This window comes from Vibrio sp. 10N.286.49.B3, from assembly GCF_002873395.1.
Classification (GTDB): domain Bacteria; phylum Pseudomonadota; class Gammaproteobacteria; order Enterobacterales; family Vibrionaceae; genus Vibrio.
On sequence record NZ_MCUV01000001.1, the window covers coordinates 395,052 to 413,754 of the forward strand.

General features: G+C 41.1%; 17 protein-coding genes. 4 read left to right on the top strand and 13 right to left on the bottom strand.

From position 1 onward, the window contains the following. Nucleotides 1-11: 11 nt before the first annotated feature. The 3 genes from lolA to lrp form a co-directional block, all read right to left on the bottom strand. Nucleotides 12-605, bottom strand: a complete 594-nt coding sequence (lolA, locus tag BCU68_RS01700) for an outer membrane lipoprotein chaperone LolA (protein ID WP_102563048.1) — start codon at nt 603-605, stop codon at nt 12-14. Nucleotides 606-669: 64 nt separating this feature from the next. Then, nucleotides 670-3,870: a DNA translocase FtsK 4TM domain-containing protein gene (locus BCU68_RS01705; protein ID WP_102563049.1), complete on the bottom strand. Its 3,201-nt coding sequence runs from the start codon at nt 3,868-3,870 to the stop codon at nt 670-672. Between the two features lie 233 nt (nt 3,871-4,103). Next, nucleotides 4,104-4,598, bottom strand: coding sequence for a leucine-responsive transcriptional regulator Lrp (gene lrp, locus BCU68_RS01710; protein ID WP_102563050.1), 495 nt, complete (start codon nt 4,596-4,598; stop codon nt 4,104-4,106). Nucleotides 4,599-4,754: 156 nt separating this feature from the next. Here lrp and ald point away from each other — a divergent pair, with 156 nt between their 5' ends. After that, nucleotides 4,755-5,876, top strand: coding sequence for an alanine dehydrogenase (gene ald, locus BCU68_RS01715; protein WP_102563051.1), 1,122 nt, complete (start codon nt 4,755-4,757; stop codon nt 5,874-5,876). Nucleotides 5,877-5,934: 58 nt separating this feature from the next. Here ald and BCU68_RS01720 read toward each other — a convergent pair whose 3' ends face one another. Beyond that, a complete protein-coding gene (locus tag BCU68_RS01720) occupies nt 5,935-7,125 on the bottom strand; it encodes a methyltransferase (protein ID WP_102563052.1) in 1,191 nt (396 codons plus the stop codon). Between the two features lie 68 nt (nt 7,126-7,193). Further along, entirely contained in the window at nt 7,194-8,168 is a 975-nt protein-coding gene (cysB, locus tag BCU68_RS01725) for an HTH-type transcriptional regulator CysB (RefSeq protein ID WP_102563053.1), read from the bottom strand. A gap of 323 nt (nt 8,169-8,491) precedes the next feature. Here cysB and BCU68_RS01730 point away from each other — a divergent pair, with 323 nt between their 5' ends. Both BCU68_RS01730 and BCU68_RS01735 read left to right on the top strand, forming a co-directional pair. Beyond that, nucleotides 8,492-9,256 (top strand): DNA repair protein, encoded by a 765-nt coding sequence (locus BCU68_RS01730; protein ID WP_102563054.1) that lies wholly within the window; start codon nt 8,492-8,494, stop codon nt 9,254-9,256. Beyond that, on the top strand, nt 9,250-10,008 hold the full coding sequence (locus tag BCU68_RS01735; RefSeq protein WP_102563055.1) for a tRNA isopentenyl-2-thiomethyl-A-37 hydroxylase MiaE: 759 nt from the start codon (nt 9,250-9,252) through the stop codon (nt 10,006-10,008). Before BCU68_RS01730 ends, BCU68_RS01735 begins: the two co-directional genes overlap by 7 nt. A gap of 202 nt (nt 10,009-10,210) precedes the next feature. Here the strand turns inward: BCU68_RS01735 and pyrF are convergent, their stop codons facing one another. The 7 genes from pyrF to sohB form a co-directional block, all read right to left on the bottom strand. Next, on the bottom strand, nt 10,211-10,906 hold the full coding sequence (pyrF, locus tag BCU68_RS01740) for an orotidine-5'-phosphate decarboxylase (protein WP_102563056.1): 696 nt from the start codon (nt 10,904-10,906) through the stop codon (nt 10,211-10,213). Between the two features lie 59 nt (nt 10,907-10,965). Continuing rightward, nucleotides 10,966-12,135, bottom strand: coding sequence for a lipopolysaccharide assembly protein LapB (gene lapB, locus BCU68_RS01745; RefSeq protein WP_102563057.1), 1,170 nt, complete (start codon nt 12,133-12,135; stop codon nt 10,966-10,968). 38 nt (nt 12,136-12,173) lie between these two features. Then, the gene (locus tag BCU68_RS01750; RefSeq protein ID WP_102563058.1) at nt 12,174-12,491 is read right to left on the bottom strand and encodes a lipopolysaccharide assembly protein LapA domain-containing protein; all 318 of its coding nucleotides are present in this window, start codon (nt 12,489-12,491) and stop codon (nt 12,174-12,176) included. 157 nt (nt 12,492-12,648) lie between these two features. Then, nucleotides 12,649-12,945, bottom strand: coding sequence for an integration host factor subunit beta (gene ihfB / locus BCU68_RS01755; protein ID WP_157935155.1), 297 nt, complete (start codon nt 12,943-12,945; stop codon nt 12,649-12,651). 116 nt (nt 12,946-13,061) lie between these two features. Further along, complete coding sequence (gene rpsA / locus BCU68_RS01760; protein ID WP_102563060.1) at nt 13,062-14,732, bottom strand: 30S ribosomal protein S1; 1,671 nt, start codon at nt 14,730-14,732, stop codon at nt 13,062-13,064. Nucleotides 14,733-14,842: 110 nt separating this feature from the next. Beyond that, nucleotides 14,843-15,520, bottom strand: a complete 678-nt coding sequence (gene cmk / locus BCU68_RS01765) for a (d)CMP kinase (RefSeq protein ID WP_102563061.1) — start codon at nt 15,518-15,520, stop codon at nt 14,843-14,845. 187 nt (nt 15,521-15,707) lie between these two features. Next, nucleotides 15,708-16,772, bottom strand: coding sequence for a protease SohB (sohB, locus tag BCU68_RS01770; protein ID WP_198591669.1), 1,065 nt, complete (start codon nt 16,770-16,772; stop codon nt 15,708-15,710). Between the two features lie 132 nt (nt 16,773-16,904). On the opposite strand from sohB, the gene BCU68_RS01775 reads away from it, so the two are divergent. Continuing rightward, nucleotides 16,905-17,645, top strand: coding sequence for a YciK family oxidoreductase (locus BCU68_RS01775; RefSeq protein WP_102563062.1), 741 nt, complete (start codon nt 16,905-16,907; stop codon nt 17,643-17,645). A gap of 106 nt (nt 17,646-17,751) precedes the next feature. Here the strand turns inward: BCU68_RS01775 and BCU68_RS01780 are convergent, their stop codons facing one another. After that, entirely contained in the window at nt 17,752-18,690 is a 939-nt protein-coding gene (locus BCU68_RS01780; protein ID WP_102563063.1) for a chemotaxis protein CheV, read from the bottom strand. Nucleotides 18,691-18,703: the final 13 nt, after the last annotated feature.

The window sequence follows — 18,703 nt, forward strand, 5'->3', positions numbered from 1 at the left end:
CTGGCATAGGTTTAGCGTTGATCGTCAACTTCAACACCATTAGGGATATGAAATACAAAACGATCTTTACTTGGTTTACCTTGCTTAATGTTAGAAAAAACAAACTGACCTTTCTGACCATCTTGCTCAAGCACATTAAATCCTTGCACTAAACCTTGTTGATCAATCTTAATTTCAAATTGGCCTTGATTAGAGTCAATTGCCGTTGGAGTTAAGGTAAAGGTATTATTATTCTGCGCAACAAGGTAGTTATCCCAGTCACTTGCACGATTACGAGTGAGCAGTATAAATGGCGTTTGGGAAGTAGCTTGGTCTTGATTATAGATACTGACTTGCTCAATGAATGGGCTGTAATACCAAAGGTTTTCACCATCGGATACCAGTAAGTTTTCATCAGGGAATTCTGTTGACCAACGAAATAGGCTTGGGCGAGCAATTTCAACCGTCCCTTCACCTTCCATAATAATGTCCCCATCTGGGCTCGTTACTATTTGTTCAAACTCAGCGCTAAACCCTTCACTTAATGCAAGTCGATTACTGAGCTCTTCTTGCGGTGTCGCAAATACTGAGCCGCTAATAACTAACAAGGCAAATAACTTTTTCATGCAAATTTTTCCTAAATAAATAATTGCTCGCCTTTATTTGGACTTAATAAAGGCGAAACAGTTCCTAATCTTTGATGGGTGGCGGCGCTAACACTTCACGGTTGCTGTTATGTCCTGGCGCACTCACTATGCCATGAGCTTCTAACTGCTCGACAATACGTGCTGCTCGGTTATAGCCAATTTTAAAGCGTCGTTGCACACCAGAGACCGAACCACGGCGAGTTTCAGTAACATGTTCAACCACTTGATCAAATAGTGGATCTAGCTCTTCTTCACTTTCAGATTTTTCACCTGGTAATAGTGACTCTGCACCCTGGTCACCACTGATAATCTCTTCAATATAATTCGGTTTACCACGCGCTTTCCAGTTGTTCACTACAGCATGCACATCATCATCGGAGGCAAAGGCACCATGAACTCGCACCGTATGATTAGATCCTGGTGGTAAATACAACATATCACCCATGCCTAATAACGACTCTGCACCGCCTTGGTCTAAAATGGTACGTGAATCTGTTTTCGTCGATACTGTAAAGGCAACACGGGTCGGGATATTGGCTTTAATCAAACCAGTAATAACATCAACCGATGGGCGCTGAGTTGCTAAGATCAAATGAATGCCAGCCGCTCGTGCTTTTTGTGCAAGACGAGCAATCAGTTCTTCAACCTTTTTACCCACGACCATGATTAAGTCAGCAAATTCATCAACGATAACGACAATATAAGGTAGCTTTTCTAGCAATGGAGCATGTGTATCCATACTATCGCCCTCTTTCCAGAGAGGATCGTGAATAGGATAACCAGCCGCCGCCGCTTCTTTAAGCTTCTCGTTATAGCCTTTAATATTTCGCACACCAAGTGCTGACATCAGCTTATAACGACGTTCCATCTCGCCAACACACCAACGTAGTGCATTAGCAGCATCCTTCATATCGGTGACAACTTCCGACAATAAATGTGGAATACCTTCATAAATAGAAAGTTCCAACATTTTCGGGTCAATCATAATAAAACGAACATCTTCAGGTCCTGCTTTATACAAGATACTTAAGATCATAACGTTCACACCCACCGACTTACCTGAACCTGTGGTACCAGCTACCAGCACATGAGGCATTTTCGATAAATCTGCAATAACCGCTTCACCTGCAATATCCTGCCCTAATACCACCGTTGTTGGAGAGGTCGCTTCTGCAAACTGTGGACTATCGATGACATCGGATAAATAAACGGTTTGGCGGCTCATATTAGGCAACTCAAGACCGATATAAGGCTTACCAGGAATCGTTTCAACAACACGTACTGCCATCGCTGATAATGAACGCGCTAAATCCATCGATAAGCCTGAAATACGACTTACTTTTACCCCTGCCGCCAGATCTAATTCAAAACGAGTGATCACAGGCCCTGGGAAAATATCAACAACACGAGCCTTAATTTTATAATCAGCCAGTTTAAGCTCAACTAAACGTGCAATATCTTCTAAAGCATCCCTATCGATAAAGTTTTCACGTTTTTCTGGGTAGTACAATAGATCCAGCGTTGGCAATGGCTCCGTCGGTTTAGGCAAATTAACATCTTGCTGAACTAAGAATGGATTCAATGTTGCTGCCATATTCGCTTGAGCTTCTGAGATCAAACCTTGGAATGCGGCAACATCCTGATCTTCAGGCTCTTCAACAATGCCTTCTAATGGTTCGTTTTCTAATTCAGGCGTCGAGAAAACAGGTGCTTCAGAGGTCGCTAAATCAGGACTATCTGGTGTGATAGACTCTAAATCTGAAATACTTGGTTCGATATGATCCGCTTTATGTTCTGGCACTTGTTGCGTCACCGTCTCTAGATGTTGAGAAGAGATATGTGGCTGAGTAATATCTTCATCAATTTCAACGTCCGTAAATACAGGTGTGCTCACAGGCTCAGCAATAGGAGAAACGGGCTGCGATGCTACATTCTGGCTGGTTAAGTACTCTTCGAAGGCAACATTATCATGAGGGTGCTCTTCGGTCTCTTCTGGCTCACTGGCAAATTCATAAGAAGGTGTCTCTTGCGCATAGTCATCATCACTCATCGCAGCAAAATCGAGCTCTTCAATCGTTGCTCCTAACTGATTAGTACGGCTAGGTACTTCGCTGTCTTCCGGCTGATCTTGGCTGGTCGCAATACCTTGCTGACTCCAAAGTGGCTCTTCAGCAACAGAAGCTAATGGTGAAGCCATTGATGGTTCTGGTGTTGCAATTGGTTCTTGTGGAGCAATAGGTTCTTGTGGAGCAATAGGCTCATGTGGAGCAACGGATTCTTGTGGAGTAACAGGCTGTGGCTCTATAAATTCAGGCTCGGCAAGTTCAGGTGCTACGCTTGCTATTGTCGGCGCAGCCCTACTAGGAGTAGGCTTAGCACTTTCTGGCATATGAATAGTAAATTTACGTGCAGGCTGCTCTTCCTGTTTAGGCTCAACCTTTGCTTGTGGCTCAGGCTCTTTTTCTACCGGAGTGGCAAATAGAGGGTCATCAATAGCCTCAATAAAGCTTGGCTCTACCTTTTGTAGTGGATCATGCGCTAACTCGGGTTGATCGCTTAATACATTATCTAATACTGGCTCTAAAACCTCACTTTGCTCGCCACGTACTTTATTTAGCAACCAAGAGGATGAGTTAATTGCAAAATCACCGATGATTTCCACAATTCTTAACCAAGAAACACCACTAAATAGCGTAAAGCCAGCCCCCCATAAGAATAATAGGATAATCGTGGTGCCTAATGCATTAAACGTTGGTAGAGAGCGGCTAGTAAGAACATCACCAATCACACCACCCGATGAAAACGTCCAAATATCATCAAAATTCATATCGGCTAAGCCACAGCTGGTTAGAATAAGGACCGTTATGCCAAGGAGTTTGGTTCCTAGCAATAAAAAGTCGACATTATCCTCTGGACTGCGATGACGAAAGAATACCCACACGCCTAACGTAAGTAAAACAGGTAAAAGGTAGGCGAGTAAGCCAAATATGTTGAATAGGATATCCGCTATCCATGCTCCGACTAGACCAGTAGCATTTTGAATATCCCCACCCCAAGCGGTTTGTGACCAAGAAGGATCGGCGGGGTGAAAGGTCCATAATGCGACGGCAAGAAAAATGGAAGAAAGTACACCAATAATGAAACTGGACTCTTTGAGGCGTTGAATGCCATTTAAGCGTAAAGACTGAGGCTCTTCACTGGTCTTAATAATTGTTTCAACTTTATTCTTGCGTTGTTTGAACATAAACCACTTGACTGTTTTTTGAAAAATAAAAACAACTCGAGCGGCATTAAGAGCCGCTCGGTTTGTTAAGGCTATATTGATTTAACCATATCAAAGCAAAAAACCCAATATTTGATAAACAGAAACCATATTATGATCATACCGTTTCTGACTAATGATGCGTTCATTGAGCAATGCCAACTCCCACCTCACTACCAAATATCTGACTTTGTCGCTAAACCTTAATTATTACATTAGCGAGTTCGGATCACTAACTGGTTAGTTTGTTTCACTTCTTCCATTACAACATAGGTTCGCGTGTCATTAACACCCGGTAAACGTAGTAACGTATCACCAAGTAATCGACGATATGCACCCATATCTGATACACGGGTTTTTAGAAGATAATCAAAATCACCAGAAACAAGATGACACTCTTGAATATCATCCAGCTTTTGTACCGCAGTGTTAAATTGCTCAAAAACATCTGGAGCACCGCGGTTAAGTGTAATTTCAACAAATACCAGCAGTGATGCATCCAAATATTGTGGATTCAGCAATGCTGTGTAGCCCATGATGTAACCTTGACGCTCTAATCGACGTACACGCTCTAAACAGGGTGTTGGCGACAAACCAACGCGTTTAGAAAGTTCTACATTCGAGATACGTCCATCTTTTTGCAACTCATTTAAGATATTGCGGTCAATACGATCTAAGTCCTTGGACGGCTTTTTATAACTGTCTGCCATTTTTTATTCCACCTTATTACTTCCTTGCAAAAATATATACCACAACTTCTTAATATTTAGCATTAAATACCACGAAAATACAACTATACTGGCTAATAACTCGACAACAATTCCTTTATAGCAGATGAAAAAACCAAAATAAAGCAAGGAGTCAGTATGATCATTGGTGTTCCCAAAGAAATCAAAAACCATGAATATCGCGTTGGCATGACCCCCGCGAGTGTAAGAGAGCTCACATCACGTGGTCATCACGTTTTCATAGAAACCACTGCTGGTTCTGGTATTGGCTTTTCAGACGATGATTACATCGCTGTCGGCGCATCCATTCTTCCTACTGCTGCTGATGTTTTTTCAAAAGCAGAACTGATTGTCAAAGTTAAAGAACCGCAAGCTATTGAGCGAGCCATGCTTCGTGAAGGCCAAATATTATTTACATATTTACATCTTGCACCAGATCTTCCACAAACTGAAGAACTTATCAAGAGTAAAGCTGTCTGCGTTGCTTATGAGACTGTAACAGATAATATGGGTCGCTTACCACTACTTGCGCCAATGTCTGAAGTTGCTGGCCGCATGTCTATCCAAGCTGGTGCGCAAACTTTAGAAAAATCTCACGGTGGTAGTGGGCTTTTAATTGGTGGCGTTCCGGGAGTTGAGCCAGCGAAAGTCGTTATTATTGGTGGCGGTGTTGTGGGCGCCAATGCCGCTAGAATGGCTATTGGCTTACGTGCTGATGTGACTATTTTAGATCGAAATTTAGATGCTCTACGTAAATTAGACGAAGAATTTCAAGGTCGCGCAAAAGTGGTTTATTCTACGGAAGATACCATTGAAAAGCATATCCTTGCTGCCGATCTCGTTGTTGGCGCCGTACTGATCCCTGGGGCTGCAGCACCAAAACTGGTAACAAAAGAGCACATACGTCAAATGAAGCCAGGCAGCGCCGTTGTTGATGTCGCTATCGATCAAGGTGGCTGCTTTGAAACCTCTTATGCTACAACTCATGCTAAGCCAACCTACATTGTTGATGATGTGGTCCATTACTGTGTCGCTAATATGCCCGGAGCTGTAGCAAGAACTTCAACCTTCGCCTTGAATAACGCGACACTACCTTACATCATCAAACTCGCTGATAAGGGCTACCAACAAGCCTTGAGTGAAGATGCAGGCTTCTTAAAGGGACTTAATGTCATTAATGGCAAAGTGACCTGCAAAGAGGTTGCTGAAGCTTTTGGTTTAGATTATTTCGACCCAATGACACTTTTAGGTACTTTTTAAGAATAACATTCTGTAACATTTTATTTTTATTGCGAAATGATAGCCGGCAGCAACCTGGCTATTTTTTCGCATGAATCAATATATTTCTTGGTGTCACTTCTCGCTGGCAAAAAGTACTCATCTCAACCTGATAGCCATTTTCTTGTAAATACAGAGCTTTATCCATCGCTAGCCATATCTCTATCGCACGACGATACACTTGCTGGACTAAGCTTAACCTTTCCATTTGCTTAAAACGTTTTTCACCCTCATTGGCATAATAGTCCCAATCACAATCAACAAGACCGAGTTGTTTTTTTTCACTCGCCCAATGGCAAAAAGCTTGAAAGCCATTAGCTAACAGTGACTTTTTGATACTTGGGATTGGAATATAACTCTGAGCCCCATACTGCTCGGTCAACAATAGTTGTAAACCTAAACGATAAATCATCTCTAAACGGCGATGGCGCTTCACTCGCTCACCACCAGTGACGGTTTCGTGCAATGGAATACTCAATTCGCTACGTGTGAACAACAACGTCGACAGCTGAGCCTGCTCAGATAGCGGTCGATAGTGCTCACTATTGATTAGATGGTAACAACAAGGTGAAATGGTTATCGCTGGTAATTGATAATAAACACTTAACTCAAGTAAACGTACATGCAAATCGCCACAAGCATGTAAAGCAACGGCATGTTGATTAGGATTAAACACCGCTTTCGCTTCAGGAGTAAAAGCATCGCCTTGAATAAAGTGCATCGGTATTGATTGTTTATCCGCAATCTCTTGACCACTATCACACAGTGCCTGCTGCCACTCAAAACTCGTGACCTTCTGGTGTGATTGTTGAGCTAAAATACGTCCTAAAAACCCCTTCCCTGCACACCATTCAAGCCACTCCGTACCCACATGATCGTATAAAGCTACTTCGCTCATCGAAACAATTTGCGCCAACTTACGTCCAGGGATCCCAGTATCAAGTCCTCTGGGCAAAACTAACGAATGTGAACGAGACGAGGGTAGTAAAACAATATCATTAATGATAGAAAAACCAGGAAAGAGCGTAAGCCACTCTTGTGTTAACGCTTCAGGGTGTAATTTAAGGTGTTCGACTTTGTCATCGCATAGACTCTCAAGCCAAGCGGTTAATTGAGGAAATTGTGAATGCCAAGGGTATGCGCGATTAAAACAAGCGTGAAAGGGCTCAAAACGCCAAAGTGCTTGGTGTGCTAATAAAAGTGAGTCTAACTGGGTAAAAGTATTGCGCATAATCCCTCCCTTAAATGGCGCATTTTAGGGAGGAAAGCATCAATTGCAAGTGAAGTTTATATCAATGCCTAACGGACAGGTAAAACGATATCCTTGAACATTTCTTCAATTTCAGCATTCGACTTTAGAGAAATAGCTTGCTCAACAACAGGCTTTGTTAAATGAGGCGCAAAGCGTTCAACAAAATCATACATATAAGAGCGTAAGAAAGTGCCTCTTCTAAAGCCAATGCTTGTGGTACTTGAACCAAATAGGTGGCTAGCATCGATAGAAACAAGATCTGAATCGGTTGCTTTATCAATCGCCATACTCGCTATGACGCCAACGCCAATACCCATTCGTACATAGGTTTTAATCACATCGGCATCGGTTGCGGTGAAAACAACTCTCGGCGTTAAACCTTCACGATTAAAGGCGGTATCGAGCTCTGAGCGACCAGTAAAACCAAAAACATAGGTAACCAATGAGTAAGCGGCTAAGTCTTGAATAGTGATCGTCGTTTTATGTGCTAGAGGATGATCTTTGGTGACAACAATCGAACGATTCCAATGATAGCAAGGCAGCATAATCGCATCTTGATACAAGTGTAAGGCTTCTGTTGCAATGGCAAAGTTAGCCGTGCCTTTCGCAACGGCTTCTGACATTTGACTTGGCGTACCTTGATGCATATGAAGTGATACTTTAGGATAACGAGCAGTAAAGCCTTTGATCACATCAGGTAGAGCATAACGAGCTTGAGTATGGGTCGTGGAGATATTCAATGTCCCCATTTCTGGATGAGTATGCTCACCAGCCACCGACTTAATGCTTTCGACACGCGCTAATATTTCCTGAGAAATGCGAATAATTTCCTCACCAGCAGTCGTCACTTGAGTCAAGTGCTTGCCACTTCTCTCGAAAATTTGAATACCAAGTTCATCTTCTAATAAACGTACTTGCTTACTTATACCTGGTTGAGATGTGTATAAACTCTCCGCAGTCGCCGATACATTTAAATTATGATTCAACACCTCAACAATGTACTTCAGTTGCTGTAATTTCATTCTTACCTCGTCATCCTTTACTGGTACCGATGAGCGCTAATATCAAAGTATTACGTTGATACTAAGTCATACCTATATAATAAATAGTTATATCGTCATCTGTATCAAATTGACAGTAAAATGCACTTATTTTTTAATATGATAGTAACTATTTTCTTCCATTAATTCATCTTTTTGGAAGCTAACACTCATTATTGATGCAATTTCACCACTATTAGTTACTAAAATATGTCAAAAAGTAAATAATTGTCGCGATAGAGATACTTAAAATCGTGTATCATTTTACAAGTCGTTATTAAAAACTAACTGTAGATATATTTATTATGAATTTTGGCTTAATCCTTACTCTCGTTGCTCTTCTTCTTATATTGATAATTGGCTATAACATTATGCTGCAATATCAAATAAAAGCGGAAACCTCTCGTAAGCAAGAATCTCAACGCTATATTCTTACCATAGATGCAACCGAAGAATTAATTGGTAATGCTCACCATATTCCCTTCAGTCAAGAGCTTTTAATTTGCTTGCATACACGAATTTTAGATGCATTAAAGAACATGCATGACCTTGATCCTAAAAATAAACAGCTTGCACAACGCATAGGACAAATTGAACTGCAAATCTCTCAAATCAAAGAAAATTTTACAAATAGTGATTCTAATAACTTCAAAGTACCAAGCAATGATAGACAAGCCATTTTAATGCTTAAATTGGTCAAGCGCTTACGAGACACCATACGCAATGAGCACAACAAAGGTCGATTTGACACTCAATCTTATGTCGTAGAAAGCCAACGACTAGAAACGATCCAAGTACGAATTAATATTGAAAATGTCATCAAAAGAGCCAAAGATTCCATTGCACGTGGTCAAGTGGGTACAGCGATTCAATTGCTCAAGAAAGGTTTAGATGTCTTAAATAGTAAAAATGATAACTACTCCAAACAAGCGCGCGAAAAACTACAACTCACATTGACAGAGCTAGAAAGTAAACGACAGGCAAAAAGTGCCCAAGAACTACAATCTATTGAAGAAAAAAATCGTGATGATGATATGGAAGCCTTATTTGGAGAGAAGAAGAAATGGTAGTAAAACTATTAGCGCCAATACATGCTTTTCTACAATGTGAAACGCCAGACTCTTGGATTGAAAAAGCCTGTCAGCCTAATAATTTAGCGACTATCTTACGTGATCATTTATTGTGCGAATTAAAAGCGGGTCAATCTGCCATGTATTTAATCCGTAAATATGCTGCTGATAAGAACAGTAATGAGATATTGCTAGAGTGGTTTCAACCTTATGAAGCCTTCGCTTATCGCCAAGAGGGCTCACTTGATACGCTTAAAGGTAAAAGCAATATATCAAAATCTATCATCGCCAAATCAGACTCAATCTATAGCCAAAACTTAATCGATAAGATGGTCATGTTGATTAAAGAAGAGCTTCACCATTTTTATCAAGTTCTTGAAATAATGAATAAACGTGGCATCGCTTATGAAGCTATCCCTGCCAGTCGTTATGCAAAAGGGATGCTGAGTCACATTACAACTCACGAACCCTATACGCTCATTGATAAGCTTATTATTGGTGCTTATATTGAGGCGAGATCATGCGAACGCTTTGCAAAATTAGCCCCTTATTTAGATGAAGAGTTACAAAAATTTTATTTATCACTACTAAGATCGGAAGCGAGGCATTACCAAGATTATTTAGCTCTTGCTCAGCAGATCGCTGGCGATGAAGATATCACTAGTAGAATTAAGTTTTTCGGTCACATTGAAGCTGATTTAATTACAAGTCCAGATCAAGACTTTAAATTTCACAGTGGTGCACCACTTTAATCCGGTCCGGTAGCGTACCATTGTTTCTGTTGCCAACTTTCATATCTATTGTTTATTATCAGCTATCTAATCGTATTAAATGCATTCACGAGCCTTCTTTACGAAAAAAACCCTAAAGCATCATACTTTAGGGCTTTCACTGCTAAAAATACCACTGCTATTTAATACCTATCGTAATAAATAGCAGATATAGCATAAGAAATTAATTCAGTGTTTTATTAATTTCTGCCAATACCGCTGCAGGATCAATTGCTTGTGTAATAGGACGACCAATGACTAAGTAGTCTGAGCCATTTTGAATCGCATCGACCGGCGTCATGATACGCTTCTGATCGCCAACATCAGCGCCAACAGGGCGAATACCTGGGGTCACTAACTTAAACGACTGCCCTAAATCCCCTTTTAGTAGTGACGCTTCTTGAGCTGAACAGACAACCCCATCTAGCCCAGCATTTTTTGTTAAGTTCGCTAAACGCATCACTTGCTGCTGCGGTGCTAAATCCAACCCAATACCAGCCAAATCTTGCTGCTCCATGCTCGTAAGCACTGTCACACCAATAAGCAGTGGGCGATCTTTTCCATAAGGTTCTAAAATTTGACGTGAAGCCGCCATCATTTTTTCACCACCACTCGCATGAACATTCACCATCCAAACACCTAATTCAGCGGCTGCTCGTACTGCTTTTGAACACGTATTCGGGATATCATGAAACTTCAGATCAAGAAATACAGAAAAACCACGCTTGTGTAGCTCACGAACAAAATCAGGACCAAATAGAGTAAACATCTCCTTGCCAACTTTTAAACGGCATGAGCTTGGGTCTATTCTATCAACAAAAGCTAATGCGTCTTCTTGTTTATCGTAATCCAGTGCAACGATGACTTTTTGGTCGATCATTTCATCTCCTAATCCAGTTTGAGCTTAAAAAAATGCAGCTCAAAAGCTGCAAGTAATCATTATTCGCCATCTAAGCCGCGAATAGGCTTAATCGTTCCCCACCCTTTGCAGGAAGGACAATGCCAATACATCGAATGCGTAGAGAAACCACATTTTCGACAACGATAATGTGGCTTCACTTTTAATTGTTCACCAACCATAGATTGCAGCGTCGTTAAACTCTCTTTTGCTCGCCCAGTCTCTGCTTCTGCTAAATGATAATCCATAAGGCGATAAAAACCTTTCATGGTTGGGTTTTTAACTAACTGTTGAGTTAATAGCTCTTGTGCTTCAGCAACACTCTGATGACTGGCTACCATCTGAGCTAACATGAGCTCTGCAGATACACCTGCCTTCTTGTCAATACAGCGCTTTAAAAATTCAACCAATTGATCTTCTTGACCTAAGTGGTGGTAACTATCGGCTAAAATTGGCAGAACCTCACTAACAAAATCAATATCTTGTTCAAGAACTTGCTCTAAATATTCAACAGTGCGTGCATATTGTTGCTCACCTAAATAAAACTTGCCAAGAGAAATACTAGCCCGAACACATTTAGGGTCAACTGAGAGTGCTTTTTTGAAATATTGTACCGCTTTATTATTTTGCCCCTCGGCTTGCTCTTGCTGAGCTAACTCACACCAGAAGTGGGCAATATTACTCTTCATTCGCTTTTTGCCAATTTTCACCAATGCATTGGCAAATTTAATCGCTTTATCCCACTCTCTTGTTTGCTGATAAATAAGAACTAACTGAGTTAATGCACTCTCTTTATGAGAGGGTTCATCGACGAGCTGTTCAAATATTCGCTCAGCTCGATCAAGAAAGCCAGAAACCATATAGTCTTTAGCGAGTTGTTGTAAGGCTAGGTTTTTTTGATCCAGTGTTAAACCAGAACGAGAGATGAGATTTTGGTGGATACGAATCGCCCTATCAACCTCACCTCGAGAGCGGAATAAGTTACCGAGCGCAAGATGAGTATCAATGGTTTCATTATCGACTTGGAGAAGTTCTATAAAGTGATCAACGGCTTTATCAGATTGATCAGAGAGCAATAAGTTAAGACCCGTAACATATTGACGGGAGATTTGATGCGATTGTGCTTGTTTATCTTGCTGAGCGTTACGGTTGCCCATATACCATCCGTAGGCAGCAGCAATGGGCAACAGCAAGAAAAGAAGTTCCAGCATTAAATCATAGCCTCTATCACTCTAATGCGCTTATGCATTTATGCTTTTGTCTCCGTCATGACCGTTGATGATGATTTAGATTCAACTTCTGGGGTTGGTTTTACGTCAACAGCTTGATGCTTTTTAAGTTGCTTTTTCAAACGTCGAACTTGAATCTGAGATTTTAATTGAAGACTGCCAAAAATAACCCAAGCCACAACAAAGCCAGAGACAAATACACCACCTAGCAAAGTAGATAAATGAAAATCCCCTTGGGCTACTAAATAGTTAAATGTAACAACAGCTTGATTTTGTGCGCCTAATGCTAACGCAATAAGAAAAAGTGCGATAACTGCAATTATTTTTATAATCTTCATATTCCATCACCTTAAAATTATTTATCCCTACAATTATGCAGGAAAAAGAGCTTATAGACCATGTGTAATCCGCTTAATTATAGATAAAATAAACGATAAAAAAGCGGCACACTAGATAGTTATGCCGCTTTTTTTATCATTCTGTAAGGTAATGGACTTATAAGCTAGCGTTTACGCGCTCACGAAGCTCTTTACCTGGTTTGAAGTGAGGAACATATTTTCCTTCTAATTCAACCTTATCACCCGTTTTAGGGTTACGCCCTGTACGAGGTTCTCGATAGTGCAGTGAGAAGCTACCAAAACCACGGATCTCAATACGATCACCACCAGCGAGTGTTGAAGCCATATGCTCCAAAATATCCTTCACTGCATCTTCAATTTCTTTTGCAGAAAGATGTGTCTGTTCAGCACAGAGTCTTTCAATTAATTCAGACTTAGTCATAGTTCCTCTCATGATTATTTTATCATTTTTATTGCTGTTCTCTATTAATATAATCCATAGAAGCAATAAAAGCAGGCACTTATCAAAAAAAAAGGAGCCTTTCGGCTCCTCTATTAGCGATTTTTTAATTATTCGCCTTTAGCAGCCTTAAATGCGTCTGCCATAGCGTTACCGAAACCGCCATCTTCTGACTTGTTCAGTGAAGCCATTGCTTCTTGCTCATCAGCTTCATCTTTAGCTTTGATAGATAGGTTGATTACGCGGTTCTTACGGTCTACACCGGTGAACTTAGCTTCAACACTGTCGCCAACGCTTAGGATTAGTGATGCATCTTCGATACGGTCACGAGATACTTCAGAAGCACGGATGTAACCTTCAACGCCGTCTACTAGTTCAACAGTAGCACCTTTCGCGTCAACAGCAGTTACAGTACCGTTTACTAGAGTACCTTTCTTGTTGTCAGCAACGTATGCATTGAACGGGTCGTTTTCCATTTGCTTAACGCCAAGAGAAATACGCTCACGCTCTGCGTCTACTGCTAGAACAACAGCTGAGATTTCATCGCCTTTCTTGTATTCGCGTACTGCGTCTTCACCAGCAACATTCCAAGAAATGTCAGATAGGTGAACAAGACCGTCGATGCCGCCTTCAAGACCGATGAAGATACCAAAGTCAGTGATAGACTTGATCTTACCAGTAACTTGGTCGCCCTTAGCTTGCATTTCTGCAAATGACTGCCATGGGTTAGCTTTACACTGTTTCAGACCTAGAGAGATACGACGACGTTCTTCGTCGATATCAAGAACCATAACCTCAACTTCGTCGCCAACATTAACAACTTTAGAAGGGTGGATGTTCTTGTTAGTCCAATCCATTTCAGAAACGTGTACTAGACCTTCAACGCCTTCTTCGATTTCAACGAAGCAGCCGTAGTCAGTTAGGTTTGTAACACGACCAGAAAGTTTGTGACCTTCTGGGTAACGCTTAGCGATTGCTACCCATGGATCTTCGCCAAGTTGCTTAAGGCCTAGAGAAACACGAGTGCGCTCACGGTCAAACTTAAGTACTTTAACTAGGATTTCGTCACCAACGTTAACGATCTCTGATGGGTGCTTAACACGTTTCCACGCCATATCAGTGATATGTAGTAGACCGTCAACACCGCCAAGATCAACGAATGCGCCGTAGTCAGTAAGGTTCTTAACGATACCTTTAACTTCAGTACCTTCTTGTAGAGTTTCAAGAAGTTCGTCACGCTCAACACTGTTTTCAGATTCGATAACAGCACGACGAGAAACAACAACGTTGTTACGCTTCTGGTCTAGCTTGATTACTTTGAACTCTAGCTCTTTATTTTCTAGGTGAGCAGTGTCGCGGATTGGACGCACGTCTACTAGAGAACCAGGAAGGAAAGCACGGATACCGTTTAGTTCAACAGTGAAACCGCCTTTAACTTTACCGTTGATGATACCAACAACAGTTTCAGCTTCTTCACAAGCTTTCTCAAGAACGATCCAAGCTTCGTGACGCTTCGCTTTCTCACGAGAAAGTTGAGTTTCACCGAAACCATCTTCAACAGCGTCAAGAGCTACGTCTACTTCAGCACCAACTTCAACTTCAAGTTCGCCAGCAGCGTTCTTGAATTGTTCAGCAGGGATAGCAGATTCAGACTTAAGGCCAGCATCAACAAGAACGTAACCGTTCTCGATAGCTACTACAGTACCTTTAACGATACTACCTTGTTGGAATTCAGTTTCAGATAGAAACTCTTCAAAGAGTTGAGCAAAAGATTCAGTCATTATTTAATCTTCAATAATTAAACGTCCATGGGTATCCTACCGCATGGGGTTGATAAATTCGCCAGTCATCATCCTTGCGACCAACGTTCTTAACTCGCTTAGCGGAATTGCTAAGCCAGCTTAGATTCTATAAATTGTAGCGCGTTCTCTACGACTTGTTCAATTGACATCGACGTAGAATCTAATACAAGTGCATCATCAGCAGGGCGTAAAGGAGAGACAGCACGGTTACGGTCTCGGTCATCACGCTCTTGTATCTCGCACAAAAGGTCGTCAAAGTTAACATTTAAGCCTTTACCTTGCAACTGTTTAAGACGTCTTTGTGCGCGTTCTTCTGCACTAGCATCAAGGAATATTTTAGCAACCGCTGTTGGAAAAACAACCGTCCCCATATCTCGACCATCAGCAACTAAACCCGGTTGAGCTTCAAAAGCACGCTGACGACGCAGCAAAGCTTCACGTACACGAGGTAAAGCCGCTACTTTAGAAGCCGCCATTCCGGTTTCTTCTTTACGTAGTTCGCCTGATACATCCTCACCCTCTAAGATCACTTTAACTAAGTCACCTTCAGCAATAAACTGAACATCTAAATGCGTTGCTAAAGGGACAAGTGCTTCTTCAGATTCCGTATCAACACCATGATGAATAGCAGCAAGAGCAAGTACTCGGTATATCGCTCCAGAGTCAAGTAAATGAAAGCCTAATTTGTTCGCTATCAACATACAAAGGGTACCTTTACCTGCACCGCTAGGACCATCTACTGTAATTACTGGCATTTGAACTGACATGTCTATCTCCATGTTATTGAGCCGCTAACGCTATCTCATCGTTGTAACGAGAAAGGAATATTGCCGCTTTTATCGCGGCATATTATAGAGGGAAATAAAAGATCGAGCGAGGGAAATATTAATTAGATGAAAATAGGCTTAACGCACATTGCCATTAAGCCCATTGGTAAAATGCCTACCTAGCACTCTACATGATTGGCTTTTGACCTCTTTCAGCCAACTTTAATAACAGACTGTCCGCCGACTGCCCTGCTGCACCCGCAAGTTTATCTGACAGTTTTTTCTTAGCGACATAGCGCACCGACAATACAGTCTTGTCTTTACATGCTGCCATAACCAAGTCATCTGATGTTTTAATTTCATCGACAAGACCCAGTGTTAATGCCTGAGTACCAAACCAATGCTCACCCGTTGCTACTGATTCCAAGTCTAAATCTGGGCGACGTTGATGGATAAAGTCTTTGAATAAGCCATGTGTTTCTTCAAGCTCTTGCTTAAATTTATCACGCGCTTTATCACTGTTTTCACCAAACATGGTTAAAGTACGTTTGTATTCACCTGCCGTCATTTGTTCAAATTCAATATCATGCTTTTTAAGCAGCTTGTTGAAGTTGGGAATTTGTGCAATGACACCGATAGAACCGACGATAGCAAAAGGGGCTGATACGATTTTATCCGCAATACAAGCCATCATATAACCACCACTAGCCGCGACTTTATCCACTGAAATCGTTAATGGTAGATTGGCTGCTTTTAGGCGATCAAGCTGTGAAGATGCTAACCCATAGCCATGCACCATACCACCGCCAGACTCTAATCGTAGTAAGACTTCGTCGCCTTCGCGTGCAATAGCGATAATCGCTGTCACTTCTTCTCTTAGTGACATCACCTCTTTTGCATCTATGCTGCCATTAAAATCCAAGACAAATAAATGAGGCTCACGCGCACTGTCCAGCACACCATCTTTATTGGCTTTCTTCACTTCTTTCTCGCGTAGCTTAGTTTTCTCTTTTGCTATTTTTTTCTCAGCTTTATCGCGAGCTTTAATAAAAGTACTATCATGCAAATGGTGCTCTAATTGCTCTATCGTATCTTTATGCTGCTCTGATAGGTTTGTAACTTCTAATTCACCTTTTGCCGATGATTTACCGCTGACTGATTTGCTAATAACAAGTAATGCAATTATCGCAATCACAACCGTTATAATCTTGGCTAGAAATAAGCCGTAATCCAACAAAAATTCCAATGTCATATCCCCTAATGTCTGAATTAGTGTATTGTAAACCACTTGATGGATTTACCAAGAAATTAAACTAATCTGATTGATTATATGTGGCTTTTTAAGGCTAAAATCAATCGATAGAACCAGAAAAGGGTCGTAATAGTGGAATATTTTATTTCAGATGACGGATTAAAAGAAAAGATTATTTTAGTGACTGGCGCTGGTGCTGGTATTGGCAGACAGGCAGCAATGACTTACGCCCAGCACGGAGCGACTGTAATACTACTTGGGCGTAACGTTAAAAACCTTGAATTAGTCTACGATGAAATTGAAGCTGCAGGTTACCCTAAGCCGGCTATTATTCCTCTTGATTTAAAAGGTGCAACCAAACAAAACTACCTGGATATGGCGGATACAATTTTGGCGCAATTTGGCCGTTTAGATGGTTTATTACATAATGCAGGGGTTTTAGGTACGTTAAGTCCCTTTGAGCAAATTGATGAAGAGACTTTCGATGATGTTTTGCAGATCAATGTAAAAGCGGAGTTCTTAATGACCCAAGCCTTATTGCCAGCATTACGCAAAGCAGAAGCCGGTCGTATTATATTTACCTCATCTACTGTTGGTCATGTAGGTCGCACTTTCTGGGGATCTTATGCAATATCGAAATTTGCTACTGAGGGCATGATGCAGGTATTAGCCGACGAACTCAGCACTAGTAAAATACGCGTCAATGCGATTAACCCAGGTGCGACACAAACACGCATGAGAGCAAAAGCTTACCCAGGTGAAGATGCGAATACACTTAAAACACCTCTGGATATCATGCCTCTTTATTTGCACTTAATGAATCCAGCCTTAACTGAGATCAACGGTCAGTGTATTGATGCTCAGCCTAAGTAAAAGCGCTTTAGATCATGAGTAGTTAGCTCTTAAGCCACTGAACAATGTATGAATCAATAAGCAAATGGGTTCGCAAAATTCGAACCCATTTAAAAATAGCAGCGCACTACATCATGCGTAAACGAGACTGAACCACATCGACTAATAAATCCGGTTGGAACTTTGATATAAATCGATTACAACCGACCTTATCGACCATTGCTTGATTAAAGCTACCACTTAGCGATGTATTTAATGCCACAAACAAGTCTTTCATTCGTGCATCACTACGAACTTCATGCGTTAACTTATAGCCATCCATTTCTGGCATCTCAGCATCCGTTATCATCAGCAAAATATCTTCATAGATATCCTTACCTTCATCACACCACTGTTTAAGCAGCGTCAGTGCCTCTAGTCCATCATTACATTCAATAATATTGAGCCCAAGTTGAGATAGGGTTGCTTTAATTTGATTACGTGCGGTCGATGAGTCATCAACAATAAGAACATTACGCCCTACCATTTTATCCACTAAATTCGGATCTAGCACCCCTTCCGAAATGGAAATATCGTAATCAATTATCTCTGCCAATACCTTCTCTACATCGATAATTTCAACAATTTTTGATTGTTGTTCTTCGCTAATTTGGGTAATTGCAGTGAGATAATTAGAACGTCCTGTCGTTTTTGGTGGTGGTTGGATTTCAGTCCAAGTCGTATTGACAATATTACGAACCTGCCCAACAAGAAAACCTTGAATCGAGCGATTATATTCCGTAATGATTAAGTTTTGCTCTTGAGGTTGCTCTGCCAATGCAGGAAAGCCAATAGCACGACGCAAGTCAATGACAGGAACCGCTTCCCCTCGTAGTGAAGCAACACCAGTAATATGATGATGACTACCAGGCAATTTTGTCATAACTGGTACTTGTAACACTTCTTTTATTTTAAAAACATTGATTGCAAATAGTTGACGGCTATTTAAACCGAATAATAATAGCTCAAGACGATTCTCACCAACTAACTTTGTTCTCTGATCAACGGAATTTAATACCCCTGACATACTTCATACCACC